Raw genomic sequence first — 25,897 nt, 5'->3', positions numbered from 1 at the left:
AGGCGAAAGCAACTAAATCCGCCACAAAGCAATCAGGGAGCAGAAAAATAACGAGAGCAGCAACTCAAAGCAAATGAACAAAAATAGTCAACTGAGAAGCAAGACGCTTCGCGAAATCAATGCATGGTGCTATCAAAGAGCGTCCCACCTTTCACTCACAGGTCACGACAAAGAGGCACAGGCCTTAACAGAAGAGCACATGGAGTCACTCCAGAATGCTAAGCCCGAAGAAACACTTTGGGTCGGGCATTAACAGACACAACTTCTTTATCGCGGCGGCGCAATGTGTCATATCTTACTTCGAAGAAAGCAAATATCACAAGGAGAGACAACACCAAAAAGCTACATCGTGCTATAAGGGACATTAAATACGCACGAAACCTTAGAATACCAATTCATAAATAGCAAAAAGATTTCATCAGGAAAATTAAGCACAACCTGGTGTAGCAAAAAGCACAAGCAAGTACATCAATGAACACTGAGCACCAGCATCGAAAAAACAGAGGGAGGCCCATATCCTTAAATTCGTACGAAACAGTCCACCTGAAAAAGCCTCAAGCTGGAGAAAATATAGAAATAACAGTAAAGAGTGGAGTTATAAGGATTGCGGGCAACCAATCGAACAATGCAAAAGACATAACTTTAGCTTTTGCATGCAGAGCAGATGCTTTCAAATTCCATTACCCAGAAGACCTAGAAATCACAATAGAAGCCATAACAGACACAACTTACGTAGTTGAATCAATAGGCAAAAAAGGATCCGACACAAGCGATGCAATTATGGAATGGATCATTCAACTGCATATAGTGAGGAACGAGACAAATCTAGAAAACAGACTAATGAAATTTTTTAGATTACTGATAACAAGACTAGGAAAAAGAACTCCAGAAGGGCTACTGCTCGAGCACACACTCCCTCATGCACGCATCGCTGAAATAATTGGATCTACGAGATCAACCGTATCAAGAACGATTGGCAGTCTTAGGAAGTCCCAACAAATTTATATTGATGAACTAAAGGAACAGATTATTTTACCTGTGGATTAACTAACGCCCGCAACGACATGTTCCACCCTTCCACTTGGAGCACTTGGATTTCTTGCAACCCTTTTTCTTATTTACTGCAAGTCGGTTTTCGGAAGACTCGGCCAAGACCCTAAAAAACGTTTCGTTCAACAATACCGTTACTAGCGGAAATGGATCTAGACACGGGGAGTGACAAAAGGCACAAAATCGCGAGTCATCTGGTCCGAGTCAGGGCATACCCAAAGCATAAAAGCGGTTGCTTCCATTAAGGAAAAAGGCAATACCCGTATCAAATAAACCCTAGGATGTATAGAAAGCTACTTTTAATTGAAGTAAACGAGTAGCAGGCGACACAGCAGAGCAACAATATATGTTTGCCCAAATCGGGCCTTCCTGTGTGAGGAATTCAATGAAGCTTTTCCAGCAACTGCTGGTGGCTCCTGCCGCCCTTGGCCTTCTGGCCACCGGCGCTAATGCCGCCGAGCTGAACATCAACGGCGTTTCTGATTACGCGGCTTCCGCTGATCAGGTCACCAGCGTCACCCAGTTCTCTGACGTCTACCCCACCGACTGGGCCTATCAGGCTCTGGCCAACCTGGTGGAGACCTACGGCTGCGTCGCCGGTTACCCCAACGGCACCTTCCGTGGCAACCGGGCCATGACCCGCTACGAAGCGGCTGCCCTGCTGAACGCCTGCCTCGATCGCGTCACCGAAGTGACCGACGAGCTCAAGCGCTTGATCGCTGAATTCGAGACCGAGCTGGCAATCCTCAAGGGTCGCGTTGACGGACTCGAGGCCCGCGTTGGCGAACTGGAAGCAACCCAGTTCTCCACCACCACCAAGCTGAAGGGTCAAGCCGATTTCTTCATTGGTGCTGTCTCCTATGAGGATCGGGATGACTGCAATGCAGCCAAGACGGATGAGTGCGTAGATGACGCAACTACGTTCTCGTATCGCTACACCCTAAATCTGAACACAACGTTCACCGGTAAGGATCTTCTGTACACCCGTATTCGTACGGGAAACATGTCCAATGTATGGACACAAGACAACTCTTACCTATCAGACGCGAAGTCAGGATCGAGTGCACTCAAAGTTGATAAACTTTGGTATACATTCCCTGTGGGTGACGAGTTCAAGGTCACGGTAGGCGCATTAGTCGAGAATTACTACATGGTGGAGACACCTACTCGATACAAGCCAATCCTCAAGGCCTTCAAGCTTGGTGGTTATGGCATCACAATGGGCGCCAGTACTGGTCAGGGTGCTGGTATCCAATGGCGACAAAATGTCGCTCCTGGAGAAGCAGCTTGGAATGCTGCCATCAGCTACGTAGCTGACGGAAACGAGGGTGCAGACTCTGACTCTAAGAAAGGTCTGTTCGGTAAAGACACCGACGGCCTGTTCCTGAGCCAAATCGGTTATGGAAACAGGAAGTGGTACATCTCAGGTCTGTACGCCCACAAACAAGGTGAGGATGGTTCCGATCCTGCGGAGGGGTACTCAACTCCCGCTGTTAATAAGGATGACGCTGCATTGAATGCATTTGGCATTCGTGGTTATTGGTCTCCAGAAGAGACAGGCCTGATTCCTACAATCAGCGCAGGTGTTGATTTCGGATTCAATGATGCTGAAGCCGATGGTCAAGTTGAGGAAAGCTTCGGATGGATGGTTGGTCTGAACTGGAAAAATGCCTTCATTGATGGCAACAAGCTGGGTGTGGCCTTCGGCTCCTACTCAAGCTATGCAACAGAAATGAAGGGTGACAGTGATCCCGATGACGAAAACTTCGCCATCGAGGCTTACTATGATTACCAGGTATCAAACAACATCACTGTGACTCCTGCAATCTTCTGGATAGAAGATGCTGATGGTGCAGCGTCTGTTGATGGTTCAAACCGCCTTGGTGGATTGGTCAAAACCACCTTCAAGTTCTGAGCCTTCAGCGATTACAACAAAAGCGCCCCCAAGGGGCGCTTTTTTTTTGCATAAAAAGGAAGGGACTTTCAGAGCCCCCCCCACTAAAAATAAAAAGCCAGTATCACCAGCAGTTCTCGCCCTCTCCAATAGGAACACAAATATCTTCCTGCTCTGCCTTTTTCTTTAAAGCAGCTGCATCAGCATCTAATACGCTTTCATCATTAACATCCTGATCTGTAGTCCATTCCTTAAGACCGCCAGAGCTTTGTGCATGAACGGAAGAGGCAGATGCAACGAGAAGAGACGTCGCGGCAACAAAGACTGAGATGGCAGAGGGCTTTGGCATTTGAATAAAGCTCAACTAGTCCAATTGTAAGCAAGAGCCTCACAAAAAAAATCAGAAAGAAGCTATCAAAAGCTACATATCAGCTCGACAGGCGTCGAACAGCATTCGTATAACTTTGAAAAATCAGATCAAGTTCATCCGATCGTCCATGGCGAGCTAACAAACCCCGGGCTCCAGCATCTAAACTGAATAACATTGAGCGGTCGTCAGCTGCCTTGACATAACTCTCAATCCAGCCGACACATACATAACGCTCGCCGCTCAAAACCGGTGTAACACAATGAAGTGTGGAAGAAGGATAGAGAACAACTTGACCAGGTGGCAAGCGAAATTCCTTCGTGTCCTCACCACCAGTTTGGATCATTAATGATCCGCCCTCATAGGAATCTTCATCACTGAGAAAGCAGGTGAAAGACAAATCCCGACGACCATGGCGGGAGAAAGGATTATCAACATGCCATCCATAAGATTCTCCAGCACTTGATCTAGAAACCAACAAACTATGGACTTTACGAACAAGTGAAAAACTTTTGACCAAGGGGTCACTCGTTAATGCTGTAGAAATACAATTGATAATCGCAAGTGTGAGCTCAGCATTCGGATCGAGCTGATGATTATTCTTCACCAATGCAGCTTGATCACCTGCGGTCAATCGACCATCTCGCCAGGGAAGGTTGGGAGCACTAAGGCGCAGCTGAAAGTCACGAACTTCAGTAAGAGGCAAAAGAGAATGCGTCAGGAAGTCCATCGTTCAAGGTATCTCAGGAGTAAAAGCGCTTGACAAATGCTACGAAACGGACCGTCAAAAACAGCTGAGAACCAGAATCACTGGCCTATTATAGATGTAATTATGTCTGTAAGCATGCGCAGGTTCGTTGCAGCGCTGAGTCTGGTGGCACCATTTGCTGCCCTCCCTTCAGTGGAAGCAAAGGAAGTAAGGGTGTACTCAGGCCGGCATTACAACACTGATCGTGCTGCCTACAAACAATTCAGTGAGGAAACTGGGATCAAAGTCAGACTGATCGAGGCCACAGGGATATCACTAGTTGAACGTCTTAAACGAGAGGGTAAAAATTCAAACGCCGATGTGATTCTATTGGTTGATGCAGCAAGGATTAACAATGCGGCACAAGCTGGTCTTCTGCAATCGGTATCCTCGAAACAACTCCAATTGAATGTTCCTTCACGGTATCGGGATCCATCCGATCGATGGTTTGGTTTCACAAGGCGCGTCAGAGCTATTATTGTAAATGCCAATGTCGTTGATCCAAATACGATTAAGACTTATTCCGATCTTGCCAATCCAGGTCTAAAAGGAAAACTCTGTTTGCGCAAAAGGAAAAACGTCTACAACCAATCACTTGTAGCCGATCAAATCATAGCGAAGGGTCAAAGCGCAGCCTCAACTTGGGTCAAAGGGATGATCAAAAATGTAAGCCAGCCGTATTTCGGTGGTGATGTATCACTGATTCGTGCGGTTGGACAAGGCAAATGCGGGGTGGGCCTTGTCAATCATTACTATCTTGCACGAATGCAGGCAGGAGCAAGTGGCAAAAGTGATAAGAAAGTGACATCCAATATCAAATTAGTCATGCCAAATCCAGCCCATGTGAACATCAGTGCCGCAGGAGTTGCGATGTCAGCAAAAAACAAAGCAGAGGCAATTCAATTTATTGAGTTCATTTCGTCACCAAAAGGTAGTCGACTCATTGCAGGCCCAACCTTCGAATATCCACTGAAAAATCTTGGTACATCGAAAGAATTAAAAGCATTTGGAAAATTTACCCCAGACAATATTTCTATTAGTGCTTTAGGCGCAACTCAGAAAACCGCAATCAAAGTGATGGCAGATGCTGGTTGGCGTTGAACTAAAGAGCTCAACAATCGTCTAAAGAAATTTAAGATTTCAGATGCTTTTGATAATGACTCTCATTTAACTTGGTGCAAATAACACACCTTGCGAGCAATTTGACTTGCATGTGCGTATCATTTGGACATCAACAGGTAAAAAATGCTGAGCACAAACAATTCGATCTCCGCTTCATCTATCGCTTGCGGACCATCAGGTCGTGCAATTGCAGAAGCAATTGACTCTGATCTTCTAAGCTCGATCCAAGCCCACCTCAACATGGAGAGGCAAGCCCATGCCTCTTATTTCGCTGCAGCAATCTGGTTTGCTGAACGAGAGTTGAGGGGATTTTCTCGATTCTTCCGAGACGAATCCAACAGCGAGCATGAGCATGCTGCAAAATTCGCGGAATACATCATTGCTCGAGGGCAAAGCGTTGCACTACAAGTGGTCGATGCTCCCTTGCAGAACTGGGCATCCCCTGCAGATGTGATGGCAACCGCATTTCAAATGGAGGTTGACGTCACAGCTTCGTTGCAACAGCTGTACTCAATGGCAGAGAGAGTGAGCGATACGCGTACAACGGTGTTTCTCGACCCGATGGTGGAAATGCAAACCCAGTCAGAACACGAATTTGCGCACCTTCTAGGACGGGTGAAGTTTGCAGATAATCAAGCAGCGGCTTTATTGCTCATCGACAACGAGCTAGACCAAGGTAATAACAAACCTGCATCTCTTCAGGGTTAATTCACTCACGACCAGAAAGTTGATTAACACACATCAACTTTCTGATGTCACATATTTAGCCCTTGTGGGTCGATAACGAAACATTTTATATCCCGCATTAACGATTTAGGCGATACTTCCAGGTATTCAGAAATAAGCCGATGCGACCAGCCTTGGCCTCTTAATGCCATTGCAATCTTCAGTCGTTTTTTACGCCAACCATTAGGAGACCCTAAATAGTGCGAAACTCTTGATGTTGAGCTTGAATTCATGATATAAGCCCTTTATTTGAGAGGTGATATAAATTAAAACACGCGAATCAATCAAAAAACAATTGAATGTTGCCTGCCAACATCATAAAAGCAAGACTGGTTTATAGCTAACATCAATCTAAGACGTAGCCAATGATGCTCAAGCGAGATACATATACGAGCAGAGGAGAATAATTGAAGTTATTGTATGATTTTAATTGGAGTGATGACCTCATTCAAGGTCGAACTAAGGATGCCTGATGGAGTCAAACACTTCGAATGTCCTGATGATGAATACGTTCTAGAGGCAGCAGAGCAGGCTGGAATTGATATGAGTTATTCATGCAGAGCTGGAGCATGCAGCACATGTGTAGGGAAGATCATCGAAGGAACAGTTGATCAATCTGATCAAAGTTTTCTGGATGATGAACAAATACAAGACGGCTATTCACTTCTATGCGTAGCTTATGCAACATCAGATTTGATCGTAAAGACTGATTGCGAAGAAGAGCTTTGGTGACAATAGATAGAACGATAAGATCATCTCAGAATGAAAGTACTTAGGGAGAGCGAGATTAGTTTGGTTGATCAGTATCTAAATGCATCCTGTTTCAACAAAATAAGCGACAGAACCTATCAGAACATGCTGAGTTACGAATCAAAGGCCGATCCAATCGAAAAAAAATTGATTAAAAGGATCAAAGAACAAGTAAGGCACGGAAAGGTTGTGCTTTCTTCTAAATCAAAGGTGAAAGCTTGATCAGCCTGGATGTGATAAAGAATACAGCCAGTCGTCTTCTCTGAGAGAAAACACAATCAAAAGCATCGGAAAATAAGAAAAATAAAATCAGATGAGCACCAGTCAGATACTTTGGATTGATCTCCAGCCATCACTGTATTGCCTTTTCAAGCGAACAGCGCAAAGCTTGGGTCAACATTTTGAAGTCAAAAGATGGTCATTCGAGCATGATCTTGATGAATCATGTGATGTTGAAGTCGTCCACAGCCTAATGAGGCACACAATAGAAAACTCTTCAAATCCAGTTCATCTTGTAGGCCACGGTATAAGCGGTACAATTGCATATTTATTTGCTCAAAAATATCCCAAAAACATATCATCAGTTTCCGTACTATCAGTAGATACTCGCTCGACAAGTCAATGGACTAGTCATTATCAGAGTATGCGGAGCCAATTACCCTGCTCAAGATTTCATATTTTAAGCCATCTAAGCCGACTAATGGTCGATATGAAAACTGAAAAAGTTGTCAATATTATGGCGCGACTGTTAGCAAAATGTTTGGATAATGATTTAGTGTATGGATCTATTGTCAATAGCCAACCAATCACGAATCTAAACAAAGCTGAGGTTCCAATACTGGTGATTAATGGTGAAAAAGACTTTGTTGTTGATGAACAGAGTGATATCAGATGGAGACACTGCCTAAAACCTGGAGACTGCTACCAAAAAATTTCTAACGGACGCCATTTCTTCCCATTTACAGAGTGGAGTCAAACTGCAAAAATGATCGAATCATTTGTCAGGATGGTACCTGAACAACATCAGAACCAAGTCCCTAATAGCTGCAAAAATCTAAGTATTAGCAAAACCAACTCATGAATCAAATTAATACCTTTGACGTCATCATCATTGGTGGAGGACCAGCGGGTTGTTCTTGTGCATTGTATACAGCAAGGTCAAATCTATCGACAATTATCCTTGACAAAAATCCAGCCGTTGGTGCACTTGCTATCACTCACAAAATTGCAAACTATCCGGGTGTGGAAGGAGACACATCAGGTGAGGAATTATTAAAAACAATGAGAGTTCAAGCAATTAACTATGGAGCGGAATACAAGCAGGCTCAAGTTTATGGAATCAGCATGACTGATTCAGAGAAGACTGTATATACACCAGAGGGAACATTTGTAAGCAAAACATTGGTTCTTGCAACAGGTGCAATGGGTAGAGCATCAACACTTCCCGGTGAGGACGAATTTCTTGGCAAAGGGGTCAGTTATTGTGCAACTTGTGACGGAGCTTTTTACAAAAACCAAGAAGTAGCTGTCTATGGATCAAATCATGAAGCCATTGATGAAGCTCTTGTACTCACAAAATTTGCATCAACAGTACATTGGATTACCAATAATAAACCAAATGCAAATTCTCCAGCAGTAGAAATCCTTCTCAATTCTAAAAATGTGAAGCACTGGAAGCGCACTAGGCTCACCTCCATACAAGGAGATGACCAGGGAGTAAATGCTATCAAAGTTCAATCATCTGGAGATCGTGAAGAGCAGATAATCCAAGTTCAAGGTGCTTTCGTCTACTCCACAGGTTCTCTGCCCATCACCGATTATCTACAAGAACAGGTACCGGTCAACCCAAATGGTGGAGTTCGAGTAAACAGCGACATGATGACAAATCTCGAAGGAGTCTGGGCAATCGGCGATATCCGCAATACACCCTTTAAACAGGCTGTTGTTGCTTGCTCTGATGGATGCATTGCAGCGATGGCAATTGACAAGTATTTGAATAAACGGAAGGACGTCCGCGTGGATTGGGTACATCGATAAAAAAAGCGCCCTCTCGGGCGCCTACAGTTCAGTAATAAATTACGTTTAGGCCTCAGAGTTTATTTGCTGAACCCAGGCCTGTAAACGTTGATCTGTCAATTCCGACTCATTGTCTTCATCGATTGCAAGTCCGCAGAACTTACCATCAATAATGCTCTTTGAGTCATCATAGGTATACCCTTCTGTGGAAACCTTACCAATCAACTTGGCACCAGATTGAAGAAAAGCCGTATACAGTTCCTCCATGGCATCACAGAAAAAATCCGAATAACCGGAGGAGTCACCAAGACCTACGATTGCAACTGATTTACCGGCAAAATCCTTGTCTGGAATTTCCTGAACCAAATCATCCCAGGCTGTTCCTGACCGTGCTTCATCAGCGCCTGTATTCCAGGTTGGAACACAACAAATTAACGACTCAGCTGCAACCAACTCATCAATTGAGTCGATGTTATCAACATCCTTCGCTTCTGTTCCAGGAAGAAGCTCCTTGAGTCGATCAGCCACATCCTCAGTTTTACCAGTAGATGTGGCAAAGAAAATAGTGAAAGTCATGCGAAAGAAATCACCAATAAAGAATCGCAAATCATCGCTCACCCGAATTAACGCTTGTTTCAACTGCAGGTGAAATCAGTTACATCCAGACACCTCATCCACCTCGTTCTGCCAAACAAATTCTTATCTAAGACTGTCTAAGACGATTCAAAGATTCACGATACTCCGATAATGCTTGATCAAATCCTGTCTCACGGATACGTTTGAGCCAACGGAGACGAACCAAGTCATCCTGTTCAATGTGGTCAATGAATTCTTCGAGTATGGCTGATCCAACAAGCATGTCGAACACTAAAGACCAATGCCAAACTTTAATTAATTCTTTGAACGGCGGTCAGTCAAATGATTCTATTGACTCGATCTTAAGCAATACTGCATTAAAGCAAATAAAAGCAAGAATGATAACCTCTCGGAAAATTAATCAAAAGAAATCCTCATTCGATTCTTTTTTTGAGAATAAAGCTAACAATCAACAAGATCATCAAAAGATGTGCAACGTTGAATAGCAAAAAATTTTCCAAACTACGTACACTCTAAGCAATAAATATTCGACTGGACAACCGTTAAGGTAGCCTAGAAGCGCTAGAGAATTAGTTCAAGAAAGTCGATATGTGAGTTGAGCTGTTAACAGGCAACGAGACAGTAATTCTTCCAACAAACATTTCTGTGTGGATTGAGAATCAAGAGAATGACTAATCACAGCCAAAGAGTCTTTCATAGCCAAGCATCTCGTACGGTAAAAAGATATTTCTGCAACGAGGCGGTCTTTAAGATGAGGATGCTGACAATGCTGTATTGAACGACTCGCACATTGAATTCGCATCCGCATCCACTCAGCCTCTCTGCAGAGATCGCCAAGAACACCAAAGGAATTCACGATCTTCAAAATTGGAGTGGTGAAGAATTGATGAGGTCAGGTGCAATGCGCATCGTGACATCACCAGCCGACATGGCGATCATGTCGGCTTGACGCCATTTCGAGAGAAGACGGGTTGTGGTCACCCGAGTAGCACCAATCAACTCACCAAAACGATCATGGGTAAGACGGAAGGGAAGCTGATAGGCATCGCTGCAACGAAGTCCAAGCCGGTTGACCAGGAGGGCCAGAAGAGCGTGAAGCCGCTGTTCTGCCTGACCCAGATGACGAACTCTTAGGAGCTGCAAGGTCCACTCATTGACTGCGTCAATGCCGAATTCGTCCGCGGAGACGGAGTCACGACGAAACTTAAGCGCCGTGAGTGCCTCAACACAGGCCCCGTCACTGCACATGCGATCAGTGCGAAGCCTGTCGCCTGACTGCAAAAAAGCCAAGGTCATTCCCTCGGTTTCCTCACAAGGGCAATACACCCGGCAGACACCCTCCAACACTTCCAGAACGGTTGCCTGGTCTCGACCGGCAGGGTCCAGCAGGACGGTTTGAAGCCTAGGCATCGACAAAGGTGCCGCTGGATCATCCGGCAAGAAACGGTAGGCAGACGTCGTCACGAACTATCGCGATTGAGAATTACTCGCAACAGTACAGACTCCTTGTCGATATTGCAAGTCATTCTCAATAAGCCCCTCCAATTGAGATTCTCTCTCAATACGCTGCAGGCCAACTCCATCCGTACTCAGAAGAAGTGAGCGGAGCAGCTGAGCATCGCCCTGAATTCGAAGCATCGGCTCGATGTGGATATGGCCTAGTACACCTCGCCAACTGAGTGACCGGTGGATCGCTTACAACGCTGAGGCGTTCTTATTGAGCGTTTGCGCTGTATTTCCTTGTCAAAACACAAGGAACGCAGCTTTTGTTGTGATCAGCCTCCCCCGGCTGCTGCAATGGGAAAAAGCTCAGCATTTGGACGGTACAGGTAAAAGCAAGTCAAGGAACGGCTGATGCTGCTGGGGTCCACGAAGGAGAGCCACCACTTGGCTATTCGAGAGTCATCAGGTGTATGAACAGCACACTTGTCAATCCCATCAACGAACCAACCCATACCCACTACTGGATTGCCTTAGAAAAGCGGGGTGGGTGGGGTCTCCAACCGCTACCTTCCCACCTCTCGGAGGGTCGCCACCATCTCCTCATCAACACAGCGATCAGCCCATCACAGGTAAAATCATTTTTCAAGGAACCTCGAGTCCCCCATTAAGTGGTTCCTCCATTGACCATTGGGCGCTTGTTAAGGGTCTGAATGCTCTTCACAAGCGGGCAGCTCGATCAGGGATTTGGCTTGCGACAACATTCGGGTGACTCATTTAGCCATTGCCACCGACTCATCTGTATCGCGTCTTATTCCCAACAGGAGTGATTGTGTCTAAGGAGTCCCCAAACCTCCATCCAATGGCTTTAACCCTTGCCATTGGGCGCTGGAGCGACCTGACTCCCTCTCTGGCGAGCGGGGAGTCAGTTCAGCGTTTGATGGGTGACTTGAACTCGCAAAACAAAATCTCAGAGTTGCTGGAAGTGGTCGCAGCGATTGTCGTCACAGCAGGGCTAGTTGCCGGAAAACTTTTGCTGTTTTCACCTTTGCACGTGGACAACCGGATTAAAGCTCTAGGCCCTCTAACTCAACCTGGGCCAGCAGCTCGTCCAGTGTTTTGGTGAACAGTTGTGGACGTTGGCGAGGCTCATTTGATCCCTGCCAAACGCTCTTAAGAGCAGTCAGTAGCCATGGACGGTGAGATTGTGATTTTGGAGGCCCACCTCCATCCAATGGCCACTGCATGACCATTGGGCGCTGATAACACCACTGACTCCCTCTCTGACGATGCGGGGAGTCAGATCAGCGTTATTTCATTCCAAAAATATCAATGCTGATTTGACGGGTGTACTAACATCATCTGGCGTGGGCCGTGAAATGGATTGAAAATAGTCAAACAAATCAATGTTTAACATCTGCTTGAAGGGTTGTATCCAGAGCTATCTCACGCTTTTCACACCACTGACTCGTCTCCAATGAGTGAACAGGGGGCGAGACCAAAGGCACAGACGCGAAGAAAACCAATCATCGATTCATTTGACGGGTGGAATTAGATGGTTTGTACTCGCAGTGTGAGAAAACCCAGCCAATATGCATTTGAAGGTTCTCGCGAGGCACCTTCATCCGATGACTTATCCGGGTCATCGCACTGGGGTTACAACTGGCTCCTCTACTCAACCAGGGGAGTCAGTCCAGTTGCTTACTCCTAGAAATGGAATGAATCATTGTGGCCAAAAGCAAAGGCGTTCGCATCGTTGTCACACTGGAATGCACCGAATGCAGATCAGCGACTGCTGCTGAAAAACGCAGCCCTGGAGTCTCTCGCTATACAACAACTAAAAACCGAAGAAACAATCCTGAAAGGCTCGAATTGATGAAATTCTGCCCTCAACTCAACAGGATGACCCTTCATCGCGAAATAAAATAAGAAATAAATGTTTAATACTCAAAAAATGTTGCTGAACAAATAAGTCCAGCTCAAAAACAAAAAAATTAGTTAGCTAAATTTTTTTATCAAGACAGGCTCGATTCCATGCCTTGATCAAATCATTTCATGCTAGAAATATCAAAAGCGAGAACCAGATGTAGAGCTACGCACGAAACAGATCACTGAGGCATCACAAATCGATCAATACCAACATCGATCAGTACAATTTAGGACAAAAATTGATTCCAGCATTAGCTAGCTTACACAAAGCAGCAATCTATTTGTGACTAACATTGAAGCCTTCGCGCACATCATTGACCTCGCCAACAGAACGACTGACACTACCACTTACGAGTATTTAATGAGGGAAGCGCAGGAAATTATGCGCGAGAAAAATACGGAAGACATAGATTATTGTGATTTTAGACAATTAGTGAAAGAGCGGCTCGAGAATCAAACACTTAAAGCAAAAGAGCAAGGCTACAAATAAGCGAAGAATAGCAAGCATCAATTATAATCATCCCTGCAGTCGACAAATACTGTTTAGATATTCAGAATCACAGTGATCGATAGGCTGAAAAATAATATCAAGAAATACACTTATATCAGGCAATTAATGCGGCGCAATTTGTATAGATCAACCTCCTACCTATGATTACAAACTTCGGGCTTTTTAAACTAGCATCACTTACACGAGAGTGCATCAATTAAAACGTGGTACTGCGGCATGTGAAAGACATGGACCTATTCACAACGCAAAAATCAGATAGGGCAGTTCACTCCAACCTGAGCTGTTCAAACAATGAATCTGATGATATCAGTTTCATTGGGTGTCATCTGGCTCTTCTTCCCTCCAGGTTCAAGAGCCAGAGTGTCGCTTCAACCAAACCAGAACAATTGATTGGACTTATCTTTGCCCATCAATAACTGGCGTTGATGTTTTCTACTTCTCACCATCAACACAATGTCTCAAAAATCATCCCGGTTTTCAAAACTGGATGCATCGGTATTAGAAGCGCAAATGCGCTGCGGAACGGAATGGCCGATAGGCCTTGTTGATGCAATTGCAGAAGCCCATCGGACCACAGTTCAAAATGTCATTGAGCGTCAACGTGTTTTAAGGTCAACGGGTCCACAGGATCATAAATATAACGTTTATTTTTGAGATTATTTTAGTTTTCCCATGTCCTTATCAGAATTCGAAATTTCTGTAGGTGGAATCACATCAATTCCACTAACAAGCAGCTTGGTTCTTCTTCTCTACAAAGCATTTGGCGAAAAACGACTGGATGCGAGCAAACTCAAACCAAAAAAAGTAGCAACCAAAGCAATGCCTTCAACTCCCAAAGTAGAAAAAGTTATCGACAAAAATCTAGATTCACTGAAAGTAAAATAAGCATTGCAAACACCAATCTCATGTCACATATTCTTATTCCATTGTTCACTGCATTGCTTTTGGGTGCATGCGGACTCAATAGTGAATCTGGTGTCTCCTCTAATGATGGTGAGGCTAAAACCACAGCGGACCAAAATACCAAAACACCAAGCATTGGTCTGAGTTCAAAACGGAGTATTGGTAAATCAGTGTTGCTGGCTTCACTCAAGGATGGAGGATATGTCATTTATTTTCGTCATGCAACGACAGTGAAAGATTACGCAGACCAAGCTGATCCTCTGATGAACCTTAATGATTGCAGTTCACAGCGAAAGCTGAGCACTCAGGGCATCAAAGAATCCCACGAGATTGGCATGGCATTTGCTGCAAAGGAGATCCCAGTCGGTGAAATTATTGTTAGTGAGTATTGCAGGTCATGGAAAACAGCAAACCTCGCATTTGGAGAATGGACCAAAAAAGACTCCCGATTAAATTTTTTACCTTATAAAGATTACACCGAGGATCACATTGCACTAATGAAAAAGAATGCCATGCCTTTATTAACACGCCCACCTCTGCCAGGAACCAACACAATCATTATCGGACATGATGATCCTTTTGAAGCCGCAACAGGAATTTATCCTGAACCGCAAGGAATCGCATTTGTCCTCCAGCCCGATGGGGCAAAAAGCTTCAAGATCATCGGTAGTGTGTTGCCTTCTGAGTGGGCAACACTCTGAGAAAGACAGCCACTCTGATCCTTGATCATTTGACTTGAAAGATGTTCGGGATCTAACATTCGCTTGATAAGTTTCGAACACTCAAGGGAATACATAGCAGGATAATTTACTTGTCGACCTTGGACGGGTTTCGACAAAAATCAAAGTGATCTATCTCTCGTTAGGAATTTCGGGAGGTAGATTTTTTTTGACAGTAGATCTTTAAAGAACAAGGGATGTGTGGCTAAAGCAGGTGTTGCCAAACCTGCAAATCATGCAAACTCGGAAATAATCTAGAGAGCACTGCACTCTTTAGGCGTTTTTATTTGATACGAGCTCTGCGCTCAATTGGCTACAATTAGACATCAAATTGGCTCCTTGCCAGAGCCAAAATTTTTTATTTAGCAGCTCATAGCATTCAATCCAAAGCATCAAATAATCCAAATTAGTCACCCAAGCAATTAAACAAAAAATTCTTAGATCAAATGACTCTTTGACCGGTTAAATATGACTTACCCCTGCAAAGCTATGTAAAAGCAGATTTATTCGACAGACAGCACTCATTATGTTTTTTATGCCGCATCTTTTTGAAAATGCAGTCTTACGGAAGTTCATCAGTCAGTTATGACTGGTGGGCTGGAAATGCGGGAGTCGCAAAGCGCAGCGGTTCTTTCATTGCAGCCCACGCTGCCCATGCAGGTTTAATCATGTTTTGGGCAGGTGCATTCACCTTGTTTGAGTTGGCCCGTTATGACGGAACACTGCCAATGGGAGAACAAGGGCTGATTTTGATTCCACATCTCGCCGGCCTTGGCTTCGGCGTAGGGGAAGGCTCTGTAATCGTTGACCAACAACCCCTCATCGCGATCGCAGCATTCCATCTGGTTTCATCTGCTGTTCTTGGAGCAGCTGGGATCTGGCATACACTTCGAGCACCCAAGGACCTTTCAGAGGCTGAAGGCCGCGCCCAAAAGTTTCACTTTGAATGGAGTGATAGCAAAAAGCTCACGTTCATCCTGGGGCATCACCTGATTTTTCTCGGCCTCGGAGCCATTGCCTTCGTTGAATGGGCAAAGCGCCATGGAATTTATGACAGCGCCATCGGAGCTGTTCGACAGGTTGAACCAAATATTGACCTCGGTATGGTGTGGGGTTATCAGGCTAATTTTCTTTCCATCAGCAGTCTTGAAGATGTGATGGGTGGCCATGCTGTTTTGGCCTTCATCCTCACGATTGGTGGTGTTTGGCATATCATCTCCAGCCCTTTCGGACCCTTCAAAAAGGTCTTGATCTACAACGGCGAATCGATCCTGTCTTACTCGCTTGCCGGTGTAGCTCTGATGGGATTTGTGACCGCCATTTGGTGTGCTCAGAACACAACAATCTACCCCGTTGAGTTGTATGGAGATCCGTTGAAATTGAATTTCGCTTTCTCTCCCTATTTCAGCGACGCAACTGCTCTTGAGGGTGGTGCCCACTCAGCCCGAGCTTGGCTGGCCAATACGCACTTTTACCTTGCATTCTTTTTCCTGCAAGGACATTTTTGGCATGCCTTGCGGGGCATGGGCTTTAACTTCAAGCGCGTTTCTGAGGCGCTTGACAACATGGGAAGTTCCAAGGTCAGTGCCTGATTGATCTGCCTTTTCTGATGCACCCCTCATCTCATTGAGATGGGGGGTTTCTTTATTTTTTGCCATTCAGGAAAATATCCACTTCAGCAGCCCCAGTACATGAAAAATGGCAAGGAAGCGCAGACAAAGAAGCCTTTGGCAGCGGTCAGCCTCGATTGACCTCGAATCCAATGAAAGGACCCTTGGCTCAGAACACAAATGTCGTTTTGATCAGCCCGCCCAGTTGCTGGAAGGTTGAACCATCCGGTGTGAGCTCACCCATCGGTCGCGACAGATAGAACAGCGCCGGGGTGACGCTGATGTTGTCGGTCACTTGGAACTGATACCACCACTCCCATATGAACTGACCATCAGCAGGGGTGTCACCACCACGCAGATCGGTCGCAAACACGGGCTGGCCGACAGCCATTCCGGCGTTGTTCCCCGCCATCAACACATCGTTCCACTGCAGCCCAGCCCTCCAGGACTGACTGGTCCTCACCTGGCCTTCGCGTTGGGTGTCGGACTGATTGATGCCCCAACCGAGCGACAGCGATGGAAGCCAGCCGCTCTCCAATGGCTGCAAGAAACCACCCAGGGCATAGGCGTGAGTCACGCCCCGATCACTGAAGCGATCCTTGACGAAGGGCGTGGCATACACGATCAGGTCTTGACCGTTCTGAACCTTGGAATACAGGGCAGCAACGCCCCAGTTGTCACCCTCCCAACCAAGCTGCAGGGTGCCGGTTCCCCCCGCTTCGTCGGTGGCGAAACCACCGGTACGGGTGTCGCTTGATGCACCATTGGCCGCCACATAGTTGGCCGACGCGCGGGCTCCGCTTTCCGCAGCCCAGCTGATGCCCACACCTGGACCTTTGTTTTTGTTGTAAGCCCCCGGCGCTCCATTCACCGTGAGCACATCGAGGATCGGATCACTGGGATAGACGCTCGGCCAGATCGCGAGCATGTCTTCCTGGCCAACAATCGGGCCGGTGGTGATGGTGATCTCATCCCCCAACGGGAAGGAATAAAAGAGCTTGTCGATCGCCACCAGATTGGGGCGATCACCCTCCTGGAACGCGGTTTCCAGGGTGGCCAGACCCGACGGCCCTCCACTGCCGAAGACGTTGCCGTCTCCATCGAAATTGCCGCCACGCAACACCGTGGTCAATTGATCCTTACCGGTGAAGGAGGTCGCCAGAGCCAGCTGGAGGTCGTAATTGAATACCGTTCCGCCGAACTCGGAATTGCTGTCCGAACGCAGCCGGGATGCGGACCCTTTGAAGCGGCTGGCTCCGAACACCCAGGTGGCCTGGCCCTTGAGTTTGGTGGTGGTGGCGAACTGGGTGGCTTCCAGTTCGCCAACGCGGGCCTCGAGGCCATCAACGCGACCCTTGAGGATGGCCAGCTCGGTTTCAAATTCCTTGAGCAGACGACGCAGCTCATCGGTCACTTCAGTGATCCGGTCGAGGCAGGCGTTCAGCAGGGCAGCCGCTTCGTAGCGGGTCATGGCCCGGTTGCCACGGAAGCTGCCATTGGGGTAACCGGCGACGCAGCCGTAGGTCTCCACCAGGTTGGCCAGAGCCTGATAGGCCCAGTCGGTGGGAACAACGTCGGCGAACTGGGTGACGCTGGTGACCTGCTCAAGGCTGTTGCCACTGGCAGTAGCCGCGTAATCAGAAACGCCGTTGATGTTCAACTCGGTGGCTTGGGCGGCTGGGCTGTTGACCACAGCCAAAGGGGCGATCAGACCAAGGGCGGCGGGCGCCACCAGCAGTCGCTGGACAAACGTCATGACTGGGAAGAGATAAAAAAACCCCAGAGGTGATCCCTGGGGTCAGAAGCTGTGAAACGGCGTGCCCGTGATCAGTCGATCAGGGCCACCCAGGCAAAGGCCATGCCGATACCCATCCAGATGCCGGCGCCAAGCCGTTGCCCCTGGGAGCCGAGGCGCTCAACCAGAGACTTGGACCAGTTGCTCACCACCAGCAGCAGCGCGCCTTGGCCAATCAGCAGGCCCAGGAAATAGGTGTACAGCGGGGTGGGTTCCGCACCAACGATGGTGCTGCCCAACAGAAAACCATGCAGGGCCACCAGCGGCAGCAACCAACGGGTGGAGGCCACGGTGAGGGCCATCAAACCCTCCACCACCAGGCTGAGGGAGACCATGGCCTCCGCCCAGGGAGCAACGGCATCCGGCAGGGGAATGAACTGCGACAGAACACTGCCGCCCAGGCCAGCAGCCAGCAGAGGAATCACCCAGGCGCGGGGACGTTGCAGGCCGATGAAGGCAATGGCCAGCAGAAACAGGAGATGGTCAGGACCCAGCAGCGGGTGACCAACGCCACTGAGCAATCCCTGCAGGGGGGTGAGTTCAGCGCTGTCGCCCATGCCAAAGGGGTGGTGGGCGAACGCCGGACTGGCCAGGAGAAGAACCGCCAGAAGCGAAGGGCCGGCGATCTGCAGCGGCCTGCGCAGGGCCAGTGGCAAAGAATTCAAAAGTCGATCCTCGTCGGTTTGGTCTGGCGGGCGTTCTGACTGACGTGGGCGGAGAGCCGACGTTTCACAGCTGCGGGACAGCGGCAGATTTTCACTGCTCTTTCCCCGTTTCCTTCAGCGGCTGTTCCCCGCTGAAACCAGCACTCCACCCTACCGGCGCTTGGCCGTCGCGCCTGACCAACAATCATTCGGCCTGTGGCGGTGCATCGGCAAGGTCGGTGGTGTGGAAATTCCAGCGATCACCGTCTTCCAGCCAGAGCTCCCAGGCCAGGAGGCGGCCGCTCCGTTTCAGTCGCAGCTGGCCGCCAAAACCCGCCGGAGAGGGCTGATAAAGCTCGGTGATGTCGTCAACAGGGGCTCCATCCCGGCTGAACACCTGCTCCACCTGCTCACCAAGCCGAGCCGTCAGGTCGCTGCGCAGCTCATCAACCGTCACGCCGGCTGGCTCGAGAAATCGAGCACCAGATCGCCGACGTCATCCCGGCTGATCTGAAATCCGAAGCCATCAACGGTGCCGGTCCACAGGCCCGCATCGAGATCCGCCTCGATCCCCTCCAGCTGCTCAACTTTGTGATCGAAGAGCAGGCCGAAGCAATGGGCGGCGACCTGCGCGGCCTGGGACGCATCCATTTCATCGAGTTCGTGGGCTTCCACCGGACACCCATCGAGCAGTTCGGCATCGATGACGTTGCCGGAGCCGACGTCCTCCACAAGAGCTTGCAAGCCAGCCAAATCGTTCATTGCCGTCGCCGTTGAAGCAACACACGCACCACCATCATCCCTGGGCCAGAGCGGTGGTGAGGGCCGTGTCCACGCTCAAGGTGCGCGATCCCAGATGCACGGGCTGCGCGATCACCGCCTGGGCCAACTCCAGTTCAAACGGAACAAAACCGCCCTCCGGCCCCACCATCACCACGGCGGCCCCCGCAGGGGTGTCGCGTAACGGGAGGGACGCCCCCATCTGGGCCATCCAGCAGGGCCGTCCGGCACAGAGATCCTTGAGCTGGTCTTCGACAAAGGGTCGAAAGCGCCTGTGCTGATGCACCCGGGGCGCCACCGTGTCGCTGGCGCGCTCCATCCCCGCAAGCAGGGCCTCGTGCACCTTCTCGGGTGCGAGCAAAGGCGATTGCCAATAGCTCTTTTCAACCCGGGCGCAGTTGATCAGGTGAAGGTTGGCCACGCCGTATTCGGCCACGGTGCGGAACAGACGGCGCAGCACCTTGGGCCTCGGCAAGGCCAGAACAATGTCGAACCGATGACGGGGCGGCGGTGGCTGGTTGAGATCCACCTCCAGCACCACGGCATCTGCATCCAGGGCACAGATGCGGCCCTGGCCTAGATCGCCATTCAGCTCACCAACCCGGATGCTGTCGCCCACTGCAGCCCGCAGCACCGAACGGATGTGATCTGCCCGCCGATCCACAAGACGAACCTTCCGTTCATCCAGCCAATCCGAACGGTTGAGAACAACGATGTTCATGGCTGGATCTCTGGGATCAACAGCACTCCGTCACCAACAGATCCGTCAGTTCAGCACAACCATCCCCGCGGCTCACAATCCTCAGCAGTGTTCGAACACCCCGGGGATCAACTCCCGCTCGCGGCGCGCCTGAAACTCAGCGTCGGCAGCACGCAGCGCCGCAGGATCATCCTGGAACCAGCAGCCATAAAGGAGATTCAGAATCCGATCAACATCGAGATCACGATCAGCCACGTCCTGCCAGAGGCGTTGGCTTAATTCGGCATCAGCCAGCTGAAATTGAGCCTGGGCCAGGCGTCGGGCTGCGTCGAAATGGGCCTGTTGCAACTGCCGCGACGGTGAGTCGTACTGAAGCAACCGTCCCTGGATCGTTTGAAGCAAACCCATGCCATCAGCTTGGCTGCATTCAGATTGAATCCGCAGATGCCGATCGACAATGAGTCGTCATGCTGGTTTTCAAACAGCGGCACTAAAGCCGATCAGGAAAGATCGATCAAAGGCTCGATCAACTCAGGCCATCAACACTGATCAAATCCCAAAAGAATCCTGTCCTGCAAGCCAGCGTGATTGAGGCCTGGACGGTGCAATTGCAGGGCCGGAAGAAGATCGAGCACAAGATTGTTGGCCCGGCGGGATTCAACGCAAACGCCAACACGATCCCCCATGGACCGCGCCAGACGGATCTGATCCATCACCAGCTGCAACTGGAACATCTGCTGGTCGAGGCTTCTGGCGTGGGCAGCCCCGCTGAGGCTGCAGCCCAGCAGCAGCGCCAACCACCAACCCTGTGATCGCATCGGCATCGCACCACCAGAAGGCATCACCTCTCAACGTCCCATGCCGCCTCCCCCTGGGGTGAGCATGCGAATGGCCTCTCCCGCCTGGAGCTCCAGCTGCACGGCACCGGGCAGGGGATGGGCCACCCCCTCACGGTCCAGCCGCAGGTTCTCGCCACAGGCACCACTGGCCCCACCGTTGAGACCGAACGGGGCCACCTGCCGCGAGCCACTGATCAACGACACACTCATCGGCTCGAGGAAACGGATCGTGCGCTCCAAGCCGTCGCCCCCGGGCCACAAGCCCTGGCCGCCACTGCCGGAGCGCACCGCGAAGGATTCCAAGCGCACGGGATAACGGCTCTCCAGCACCTCGGGATCCGTCAGCCTCGAGTTGGTCATGTGCGACTGCAGGCCCACCGATCCAGCAAAGCCCTCACCAGCGCCGCCACCACCGGCCACCGTTTCGTAGTACTGGCAACGGCCATTGCCGAAGCTGAGGTTGTTCATCGTCCCCTGGCCGGCCGCCTGGGCCCCAAAGGCCGCGAACAGCAAATTGCAGAGGGCCTGAGACACCTCCACGTTGCCGGCCACCACAGCGGCGGGGGGCCGCGGATTCAACAGACAGCCCTCCGGCACCACCAGATCGAGCGGCGCAAAACAGCCCTCGTTCAAGGGGATGTCGCTGTCGAGGAGACAACGGATCACGTACAGCACAGCCGCCCGCGTCACTGCCAGAGGGGCATTGAAATTGCCCGGCCGTTGCAGCGATGTTCCGCTGAAATCCAAACGCAAGCGTTGGCGTTGCGGGTCGAGGCTCACTTGCACCGCAAGACAGGAACCGTCATCCAGGGCCAGCTGATGCCGGGCGTCCGTCAGGCGCAACAGCAGCCGCTGAACACTGCGGGCTGCGTCCTGCTGCAGCAGGGTCATCTGCCGTTGCACCAGGGTCTGCCCCTCACGCTCCACGAGGGATTGCAGCGCCACAATCCCCGCCTGATTGGCCGCCACCTGCGCCTGCAGATCGGCCAGCAGTTCCGGAGGGTTGCGGGGCGGCGTCGCCATGCCGCCCCAAACCGCTTTCAGATCAGCGGCGAGAACCCGGCCCTGGCGCACGAACAGCTGGTTGCGCAGCAGCAGGCCCTCATCGGCAATGGTGCGACTGAAGGACGGCATTGATCCGGGAGCGATGCCACCCACATCGGCGTGATGGCCACGGCTGGCCACAAAGAAGCCGGGCTGATCCCCTTTGCAGAACACCGGCGAGATAGCGGTGATGTCGGGCAGGTGGGTGCCGCCGTGGAAAGGGTCATTGCTGAGCAGCGTGTCGCCGGGCTGCAGCGGTGCGACATCACCGGTCGCCACCTGGGCCAGCAGGTCGCGGACGCTGTCGCCCATCGATCCGAGGTGCACCGGAATGTGGGGGGCATTGGCCACCAGGGCCCCCATGGCATCGAACAACGCACAGGAGAAATCCAGGCGCTCGCGAATGTTCACAGAGCGACTGCTCTGCCGCAGCTGTTCCCCCATCTGTTCAGCGATCGCCATGAAGCGATGGCGAAACAGTTCCGCCTGCAACGGGTCGTGGTCACCGGCCTGGGCCAGCAGCGGTGATCCGTCTGCGGGATGCGAGCGCTCCAGCAACAGCGTGCCCCCCTCCGCCACCCGGGCCTGCCAGCCCGGCTCCAGCACCGTGCAGCCCGTGGCTTCGGCGATCAGGGCCGGCCCTGCAATCCGCTGATTCAGCCGCAGGGCACTGCGGTTCAGCAACGGCACCTGCGTCCAGCCGCTCGACTCCAGGTTCATCGACACCTGCGGCGATGGCTGCACCTCTGGCGTTGGTTCGGCCTTCTCAGCTGCGGCTGTTGCTGTTGCTGTAGCTGCGGCTGTGGCATCGAACTGTTGGGGAGCTGTGACCTCAACATTGAGCTGTTCGACGATCAGGGCCTGATCGGCATCAATGCAGTAGCCGTAGCGTTGCTGATGGCTCGCCTGGAAGGCCGAGATCACGGCATCAACGCCTTGCTCGGCGGACCAAGGGAGCACCAGGGTCTGCTCGGCAGAGGGATAACGCAGGGCGAGGCTGACCCAGACCTCCGGCTCCCCCGCCTCGGCATCAGCACCATCCCCCTGGCGATGCAACATCTCCCTTGCTTCAGCCATCAGCCGCTCCACCTGATCCGGCAGGCCCGCCAACAGCTCGGGCGAGAGGGCAGCGCCGAGATGCTCCTGCCGCCGGCAGCGCTGGCGGGCCTGACCCATGCCAAAGGCGGAGAGAACACCGGCCATGGGATGCAACAGCACGGTGTTCAGCCCCAGTTCATCCGCCAGGCGACAGGCGTGCTGACCACCAGCCCCCCCGTACGCCACCAACACCCCGCCGCGAATGTCCTCACCGCGATGCAGCGACACCCGGCGAATCGCAGCGGCCATGGTTTCCACCGCCAGTTGCAACGCCCCGGATGCCACCCGCTCCGGGGTCTGCCCCAGCGCTGCCGCGAGCTCCGCGAAGCGATGCCGCACCACCTCCACATCCGGTGGCAGATCCCCGGACGGGCCGAACACCGCCGGGAAGCGGTCCACCTGCAGCCGCCCCAGCAGCAGGTTGGCGTCGGTGATGGTGAGCGGTCCGCCGGCGCGGTAACAGGCCGGGCCCGGTTGTGCTCCGGCGGAGCGAGGTCCCACCCGCAACCGCTCCCCCTGGAGCTCCAGCACTGATCCGCCACCGGCCGCCACGGTTTCAATCGGCAGCCGTGGGGCCAGCAACTGCAAACCGGCGATCTCGGTCTGCTCCTTCACTTGCCGCAGGGCCTGCGCATCGGCGCAAGCCACACAGAACACATCCGTCGACGTTCCCCCCATGTCGAAGCCCAGCACCGGCACCCCGTCAAAGCCAGCCATCCGCGCTGCGGCGATCGCCCCAACCATCCCCGCCGCGGGCCCCGAAAGAATGGTGTCTTTGGCCTGCAGCCTGCCTGGAGCCTGCAACGCTCCGCTGGAGGTCATCACCCGCAGTGGCGTGGCGGCGCCCAACGCCCCCTGCACCTGCTGCAGGTAGCCATCCAGCACCGGATGCACGGCCCCCTCCACCAAGGCCGTCTGCCCCCGCGGCACCAGGCGGGGCATCACACTCACCTGGTGGGAGCAGACCACGGTGCGAAAGCCAAGTTCCCGCAGCAATGCAGCACAGCGCTGCTCATGGGCTGTGTTGCGTTGGGCATGCAACAACGCCACCACGGCGACGTCCAGGCCGGAACGGCGCAGCTCCTCAAGACGCCGCCGCAGCGGCTGATCCAGCACCAGGGGCTCCACCTCCTTACCCCGTGCATCGAGCCGACCGGTCAGCTCCAGCACCGTTTGCGCCAAGAAGGGGCGCTGGGGCTGCTCGAGCGCGAATAGATCGTCGCGGTGTTGATCGCCGATCCACAGCTGATCCCTCAGTCCGGCATTGGTGAGCAACAGCAGCGGCGCACCAGCCCCTTCCAGCAGCGCATTGGTGGCCACGGTGGTGCCGAGACGCACGTCGTCGACATCCGCCAACTCCACGGGTGGAGAAGCCGACGCCAACATCGCTTCCATCGCCGAGACCGCAGGGTCTCCAGCCCCGGACTGCTCCGAGAGCACCTTGCGCACGTGCAGCTGGCCTTCTGGATCGCGACCGATCAGATCGGTGAAGGTGCCACCGCGATCAATCCAGAAGCACCACCCCATCTCAGGCCCTGGCCAACGTCGTCCCAGCCTGCCGCCCAGGCCGATCAACAAACCATGTCGACGCTCCCCGATGGGCGAGTTGAACTGAGAACGTTGAGAAGCAACTGCCGCCCGAACGCTTGGACAAGCTCGCCACGGCCTGGGCGATCTTTCAGGGGTTACTGCTGGAAGCCGTTCCGTTTCTGCTGCTCGGCGTTGCCATCGCAGGACTGGCCCGATGGGCCGTGCCACCGGGTGCCTGGATCGAGCGGCTCCCCAAGAACCCAGTGCTGGCACCGATCATCGGGGCCCTGATGGGTTTTGCACTTCCGGCCTGCGAATGCGGCAACGTCCCTGTCGCTCGCCGTCTGCTGGCCAGCGGTGCACCGATGGGCACGGCCTTCGGCTTTCTGTTTGCAGCCCCGGTGCTGAATCCCATCGTGCTGGCCAGCACCTGGGCTGCGTTTCCTGATCAGCCCTGGCTATTGGTAGCCCGGCCATTGGGGGCCTTTCTGCTGGCGATCCTGCTGAGTCTGTTGCTGGTGCAGCTGCCCGAGACGCAGCTCCTGGCAACGGCGCTTCTGGAGGAACGCCGCATGAGCCAGCCCCTCAGCAAACTGGGGCTGCTGCAGCGCAGCAGTGGTGTGATCGGCGGATCACCAAGCACCCCCCGATCCATCAGCGGGAGGCGCCTCAAGGCCTGGCAGGTGCTGGACCAGAGCTGCCGCGAATTTCTCGATCTGCTGGCTCTGCTGGTGCTGGGGTGCGTGATTGCGGCCCTGGTGCAGACCTGGCTGCCGCGCAGTTGGCTGTTGGCCGTGGGGGGTGCGCCGACGGCATCGATCCTGGCCTTGATGCTGCTGGCGGTGGTGGTGTCGGTCTGCTCCAGTGTGGATGCCTTTCTGGCCCTGGGCTTTGCCGCTCAGATCACCCCAGGAGCCCTGCTGGCCTTCCTCTTGCTGGGGCCCGTTGTGGATCTCAAACTCGCGGGCCTATTTACCGTGCTGATGCGGCCAAGGGCGATCCTGATCACGGCGATCGGTGCCAGTCTTGGCGTGCTGCTGATCGGTCAGTGGATCAACCTATGGCTGCTGTGAGGGGCCGGTCGT

General features: G+C 51.9%; 24 protein-coding genes and 1 riboswitch. Of the genes, 12 read left to right on the top strand and 12 right to left on the bottom strand.

The annotated features are described in order from the left end of the window. The first annotated feature begins 471 nt into the window (after positions 1-471). On the top strand, positions 472-1,047 hold the full coding sequence (locus NCN05_RS00590; protein WP_250396579.1) for a helix-turn-helix domain-containing protein: 576 nt from the start codon (positions 472-474) through the stop codon (positions 1,045-1,047). A 388-nt stretch (positions 1,048-1,435) separates the two neighbouring features. After that, on the top strand, positions 1,436-2,965 hold the full coding sequence (locus tag NCN05_RS00585; protein WP_250396578.1) for an iron uptake porin: 1,530 nt from the start codon (positions 1,436-1,438) through the stop codon (positions 2,963-2,965). A 103-nt stretch (positions 2,966-3,068) separates the two neighbouring features. Here the strand turns inward: NCN05_RS00585 and NCN05_RS00580 are convergent, their stop codons facing one another. Then, positions 3,069-3,293 (bottom strand): hypothetical protein, encoded by a 225-nt coding sequence (locus NCN05_RS00580; RefSeq protein ID WP_250396899.1) that lies wholly within the window; start codon positions 3,291-3,293, stop codon positions 3,069-3,071. A 79-nt stretch (positions 3,294-3,372) separates the two neighbouring features. Next, positions 3,373-4,041 (bottom strand): Fe2+-dependent dioxygenase, encoded by a 669-nt coding sequence (locus NCN05_RS00575; RefSeq protein ID WP_250396577.1) that lies wholly within the window; start codon positions 4,039-4,041, stop codon positions 3,373-3,375. 114 nt (positions 4,042-4,155) lie between these two features. On the opposite strand from NCN05_RS00575, the gene NCN05_RS00570 reads away from it, so the two are divergent. The 5 genes from NCN05_RS00570 (at position 4,156) to NCN05_RS00550 (ending at position 8,694) form a co-directional block, all read left to right on the top strand. Continuing rightward, complete coding sequence (locus NCN05_RS00570; protein ID WP_250396576.1) at positions 4,156-5,160, top strand: extracellular solute-binding protein; 1,005 nt, start codon at positions 4,156-4,158, stop codon at positions 5,158-5,160. Positions 5,161-5,304: 144 nt separating this feature from the next. Further along, a complete protein-coding gene (locus NCN05_RS00565; protein ID WP_250396575.1) occupies positions 5,305-5,889 on the top strand; it encodes a ferritin in 585 nt (194 codons plus the stop codon). 456 nt (positions 5,890-6,345) lie between these two features. Then, a complete protein-coding gene (locus NCN05_RS00560; RefSeq protein WP_250396574.1) occupies positions 6,346-6,639 on the top strand; it encodes a 2Fe-2S iron-sulfur cluster-binding protein in 294 nt (97 codons plus the stop codon). 331 nt (positions 6,640-6,970) lie between these two features. Further along, positions 6,971-7,738: an alpha/beta fold hydrolase gene (locus tag NCN05_RS00555; RefSeq protein ID WP_250396573.1), complete on the top strand. Its 768-nt coding sequence runs from the start codon at positions 6,971-6,973 to the stop codon at positions 7,736-7,738. Further along, on the top strand, positions 7,735-8,694 hold the full coding sequence (locus tag NCN05_RS00550) for an NAD(P)/FAD-dependent oxidoreductase (RefSeq protein ID WP_250396572.1): 960 nt from the start codon (positions 7,735-7,737) through the stop codon (positions 8,692-8,694). Before NCN05_RS00555 ends, NCN05_RS00550 begins: the two co-directional genes overlap by 4 nt. Positions 8,695-8,739: 45 nt before the next feature. On the opposite strand, the gene fldA is transcribed toward NCN05_RS00550, so the two are convergent. Next, positions 8,740-9,249, bottom strand: a complete 510-nt coding sequence (gene fldA, locus NCN05_RS00545) for a flavodoxin FldA (RefSeq protein WP_250396898.1) — start codon at positions 9,247-9,249, stop codon at positions 8,740-8,742. A gap of 882 nt (positions 9,250-10,131) precedes the next feature. Next, positions 10,132-10,680 (bottom strand): Crp/Fnr family transcriptional regulator, encoded by a 549-nt coding sequence (locus tag NCN05_RS00540; protein ID WP_250396897.1) that lies wholly within the window; start codon positions 10,678-10,680, stop codon positions 10,132-10,134. Positions 10,681-12,438: 1,758 nt separating this feature from the next. Between NCN05_RS00540 and rpmG the strand changes: the two genes are divergently transcribed. The 4 genes from rpmG to NCN05_RS00520 all read left to right on the top strand — a co-directional run bounded on the left by rpmG (position 12,439) and on the right by NCN05_RS00520 (position 16,364). Continuing rightward, a complete protein-coding gene (gene rpmG, locus NCN05_RS00535; protein WP_250396571.1) occupies positions 12,439-12,639 on the top strand; it encodes a 50S ribosomal protein L33 in 201 nt (66 codons plus the stop codon). Between the two features lie 1,183 nt (positions 12,640-13,822). Beyond that, a complete protein-coding gene (locus NCN05_RS00530) occupies positions 13,823-14,035 on the top strand; it encodes a hypothetical protein (protein WP_250396570.1) in 213 nt (70 codons plus the stop codon). A 20-nt stretch (positions 14,036-14,055) separates the two neighbouring features. After that, positions 14,056-14,754: a histidine phosphatase family protein gene (locus tag NCN05_RS00525; protein WP_250396569.1), complete on the top strand. Its 699-nt coding sequence runs from the start codon at positions 14,056-14,058 to the stop codon at positions 14,752-14,754. Between the two features lie 572 nt (positions 14,755-15,326). Beyond that, entirely contained in the window at positions 15,327-16,364 is a 1,038-nt protein-coding gene (locus NCN05_RS00520; protein ID WP_250396568.1) for a chlorophyll a/b binding light-harvesting protein, read from the top strand. A 187-nt stretch (positions 16,365-16,551) separates the two neighbouring features. Here NCN05_RS00520 and NCN05_RS00515 read toward each other — a convergent pair whose 3' ends face one another. The 8 genes from NCN05_RS00515 to NCN05_RS00480 all read right to left on the bottom strand — a co-directional run bounded on the left by NCN05_RS00515 (position 16,552) and on the right by NCN05_RS00480 (position 24,809). Beyond that, positions 16,552-18,138 carry an iron uptake porin gene (locus tag NCN05_RS00515; RefSeq protein ID WP_250396567.1) on the bottom strand — a complete coding sequence of 529 codons (1,587 nt, stop codon included), beginning with the start codon at positions 18,136-18,138 and terminating at the stop codon, positions 16,552-16,554. Positions 18,139-18,209: 71 nt separating this feature from the next. Continuing rightward, positions 18,210-18,842: a HupE/UreJ family protein gene (locus tag NCN05_RS00510; protein WP_250396566.1), complete on the bottom strand. Its 633-nt coding sequence runs from the start codon at positions 18,840-18,842 to the stop codon at positions 18,210-18,212. Positions 18,843-18,850: 8 nt separating this feature from the next. Beyond that, positions 18,851-19,000: riboswitch (cobalamin riboswitch) on the bottom strand. A gap of 26 nt (positions 19,001-19,026) precedes the next feature. Beyond that, positions 19,027-19,278: a ubiquitin family protein gene (locus tag NCN05_RS00505; protein WP_250396565.1), complete on the bottom strand. Its 252-nt coding sequence runs from the start codon at positions 19,276-19,278 to the stop codon at positions 19,027-19,029. Continuing rightward, positions 19,275-19,583 (bottom strand): hypothetical protein, encoded by a 309-nt coding sequence (locus NCN05_RS00500; RefSeq protein ID WP_114987787.1) that lies wholly within the window; start codon positions 19,581-19,583, stop codon positions 19,275-19,277. Before NCN05_RS00500 ends, NCN05_RS00505 begins: the two co-directional genes overlap by 4 nt. A 34-nt stretch (positions 19,584-19,617) precedes the next feature. Continuing rightward, entirely contained in the window at positions 19,618-20,322 is a 705-nt protein-coding gene (locus tag NCN05_RS00495) for a 16S rRNA (uracil(1498)-N(3))-methyltransferase (protein WP_250396564.1), read from the bottom strand. An 81-nt stretch (positions 20,323-20,403) separates the two neighbouring features. Further along, positions 20,404-20,709, bottom strand: a complete 306-nt coding sequence (locus NCN05_RS00490) for a hypothetical protein (protein WP_114987989.1) — start codon at positions 20,707-20,709, stop codon at positions 20,404-20,406. Positions 20,710-20,840: 131 nt separating this feature from the next. Next, a complete protein-coding gene (locus NCN05_RS00485; RefSeq protein WP_250396563.1) occupies positions 20,841-21,125 on the bottom strand; it encodes a hypothetical protein in 285 nt (94 codons plus the stop codon). Positions 21,126-21,149: 24 nt separating this feature from the next. Further along, positions 21,150-24,809, bottom strand: coding sequence for a hydantoinase B/oxoprolinase family protein (locus NCN05_RS00480; RefSeq protein ID WP_250396562.1), 3,660 nt, complete (start codon positions 24,807-24,809; stop codon positions 21,150-21,152). Positions 24,810-24,928: 119 nt separating this feature from the next. Between NCN05_RS00480 and NCN05_RS00475 the strand changes: the two genes are divergently transcribed. After that, complete coding sequence (locus tag NCN05_RS00475; protein WP_250396561.1) at positions 24,929-25,885, top strand: permease; 957 nt, start codon at positions 24,929-24,931, stop codon at positions 25,883-25,885. The last annotated feature ends 12 nt before the right edge of the window (positions 25,886-25,897 follow it).

The sequence above is a fragment of the Synechococcus sp. MU1651 genome (assembly GCF_023630635.1).
Taxonomy (GTDB): Bacteria; Cyanobacteriota; Cyanobacteriia; order PCC-6307; family Cyanobiaceae; genus Parasynechococcus.
The sequence above is the reverse complement of the archived record's forward strand: the minus strand, read 5'-3'. Positions and strand labels throughout refer to the sequence as shown.

Excerpts from the sequence above, each read along its gene's own strand:
- NCN05_RS00590 (WP_250396579.1), top strand. The coding sequence starts at position 472 with ATGAACACTGAGCACCAGCATCGAAAAAACAGAGGGAGGCCCATATCC.
- NCN05_RS00585 (WP_250396578.1), top strand. The coding sequence starts at position 1,436 with ATGAAGCTTTTCCAGCAACTGCTGGTGGCTCCTGCCGCCCTTGGCCTT.
- NCN05_RS00580 (WP_250396899.1), bottom strand. The coding sequence starts at position 3,293 with ATGCCAAAGCCCTCTGCCATCTCAGTCTTTGTTGCCGCGACGTCTCTT.
- NCN05_RS00575 (WP_250396577.1), bottom strand. The coding sequence starts at position 4,041 with ATGGACTTCCTGACGCATTCTCTTTTGCCTCTTACTGAAGTTCGTGAC.
- NCN05_RS00570 (WP_250396576.1), top strand. The coding sequence starts at position 4,156 with ATGCGCAGGTTCGTTGCAGCGCTGAGTCTGGTGGCACCATTTGCTGCC.
- NCN05_RS00565 (WP_250396575.1), top strand. The coding sequence starts at position 5,305 with ATGCTGAGCACAAACAATTCGATCTCCGCTTCATCTATCGCTTGCGGA.
- NCN05_RS00560 (WP_250396574.1), top strand. The coding sequence starts at position 6,346 with ATGACCTCATTCAAGGTCGAACTAAGGATGCCTGATGGAGTCAAACAC.
- NCN05_RS00555 (WP_250396573.1), top strand. The coding sequence starts at position 6,971 with ATGAGCACCAGTCAGATACTTTGGATTGATCTCCAGCCATCACTGTAT.
- NCN05_RS00550 (WP_250396572.1), top strand. The coding sequence starts at position 7,735 with ATGAATCAAATTAATACCTTTGACGTCATCATCATTGGTGGAGGACCA.
- fldA (WP_250396898.1), bottom strand. The coding sequence starts at position 9,249 with ATGACTTTCACTATTTTCTTTGCCACATCTACTGGTAAAACTGAGGAT.
- NCN05_RS00540 (WP_250396897.1), bottom strand. The coding sequence starts at position 10,680 with ATGCCTAGGCTTCAAACCGTCCTGCTGGACCCTGCCGGTCGAGACCAG.
- NCN05_RS00530 (WP_250396570.1), top strand. The coding sequence starts at position 13,823 with ATGTCCTTATCAGAATTCGAAATTTCTGTAGGTGGAATCACATCAATT.
- NCN05_RS00525 (WP_250396569.1), top strand. The coding sequence starts at position 14,056 with ATGTCACATATTCTTATTCCATTGTTCACTGCATTGCTTTTGGGTGCA.
- NCN05_RS00520 (WP_250396568.1), top strand. The coding sequence starts at position 15,327 with ATGCAGTCTTACGGAAGTTCATCAGTCAGTTATGACTGGTGGGCTGGA.
- NCN05_RS00515 (WP_250396567.1), bottom strand. The coding sequence starts at position 18,138 with ATGACGTTTGTCCAGCGACTGCTGGTGGCGCCCGCCGCCCTTGGTCTG.
- NCN05_RS00500 (WP_114987787.1), bottom strand. The coding sequence starts at position 19,583 with ATGAACGATTTGGCTGGCTTGCAAGCTCTTGTGGAGGACGTCGGCTCC.
- NCN05_RS00495 (WP_250396564.1), bottom strand. The coding sequence starts at position 20,322 with ATGAACATCGTTGTTCTCAACCGTTCGGATTGGCTGGATGAACGGAAG.
- NCN05_RS00490 (WP_114987989.1), bottom strand. The coding sequence starts at position 20,709 with ATGGGTTTGCTTCAAACGATCCAGGGACGGTTGCTTCAGTACGACTCA.
- NCN05_RS00485 (WP_250396563.1), bottom strand. The coding sequence starts at position 21,125 with ATGCCGATGCGATCACAGGGTTGGTGGTTGGCGCTGCTGCTGGGCTGC.
- NCN05_RS00480 (WP_250396562.1), bottom strand. The coding sequence starts at position 24,809 with ATGGGGTGGTGCTTCTGGATTGATCGCGGTGGCACCTTCACCGATCTG.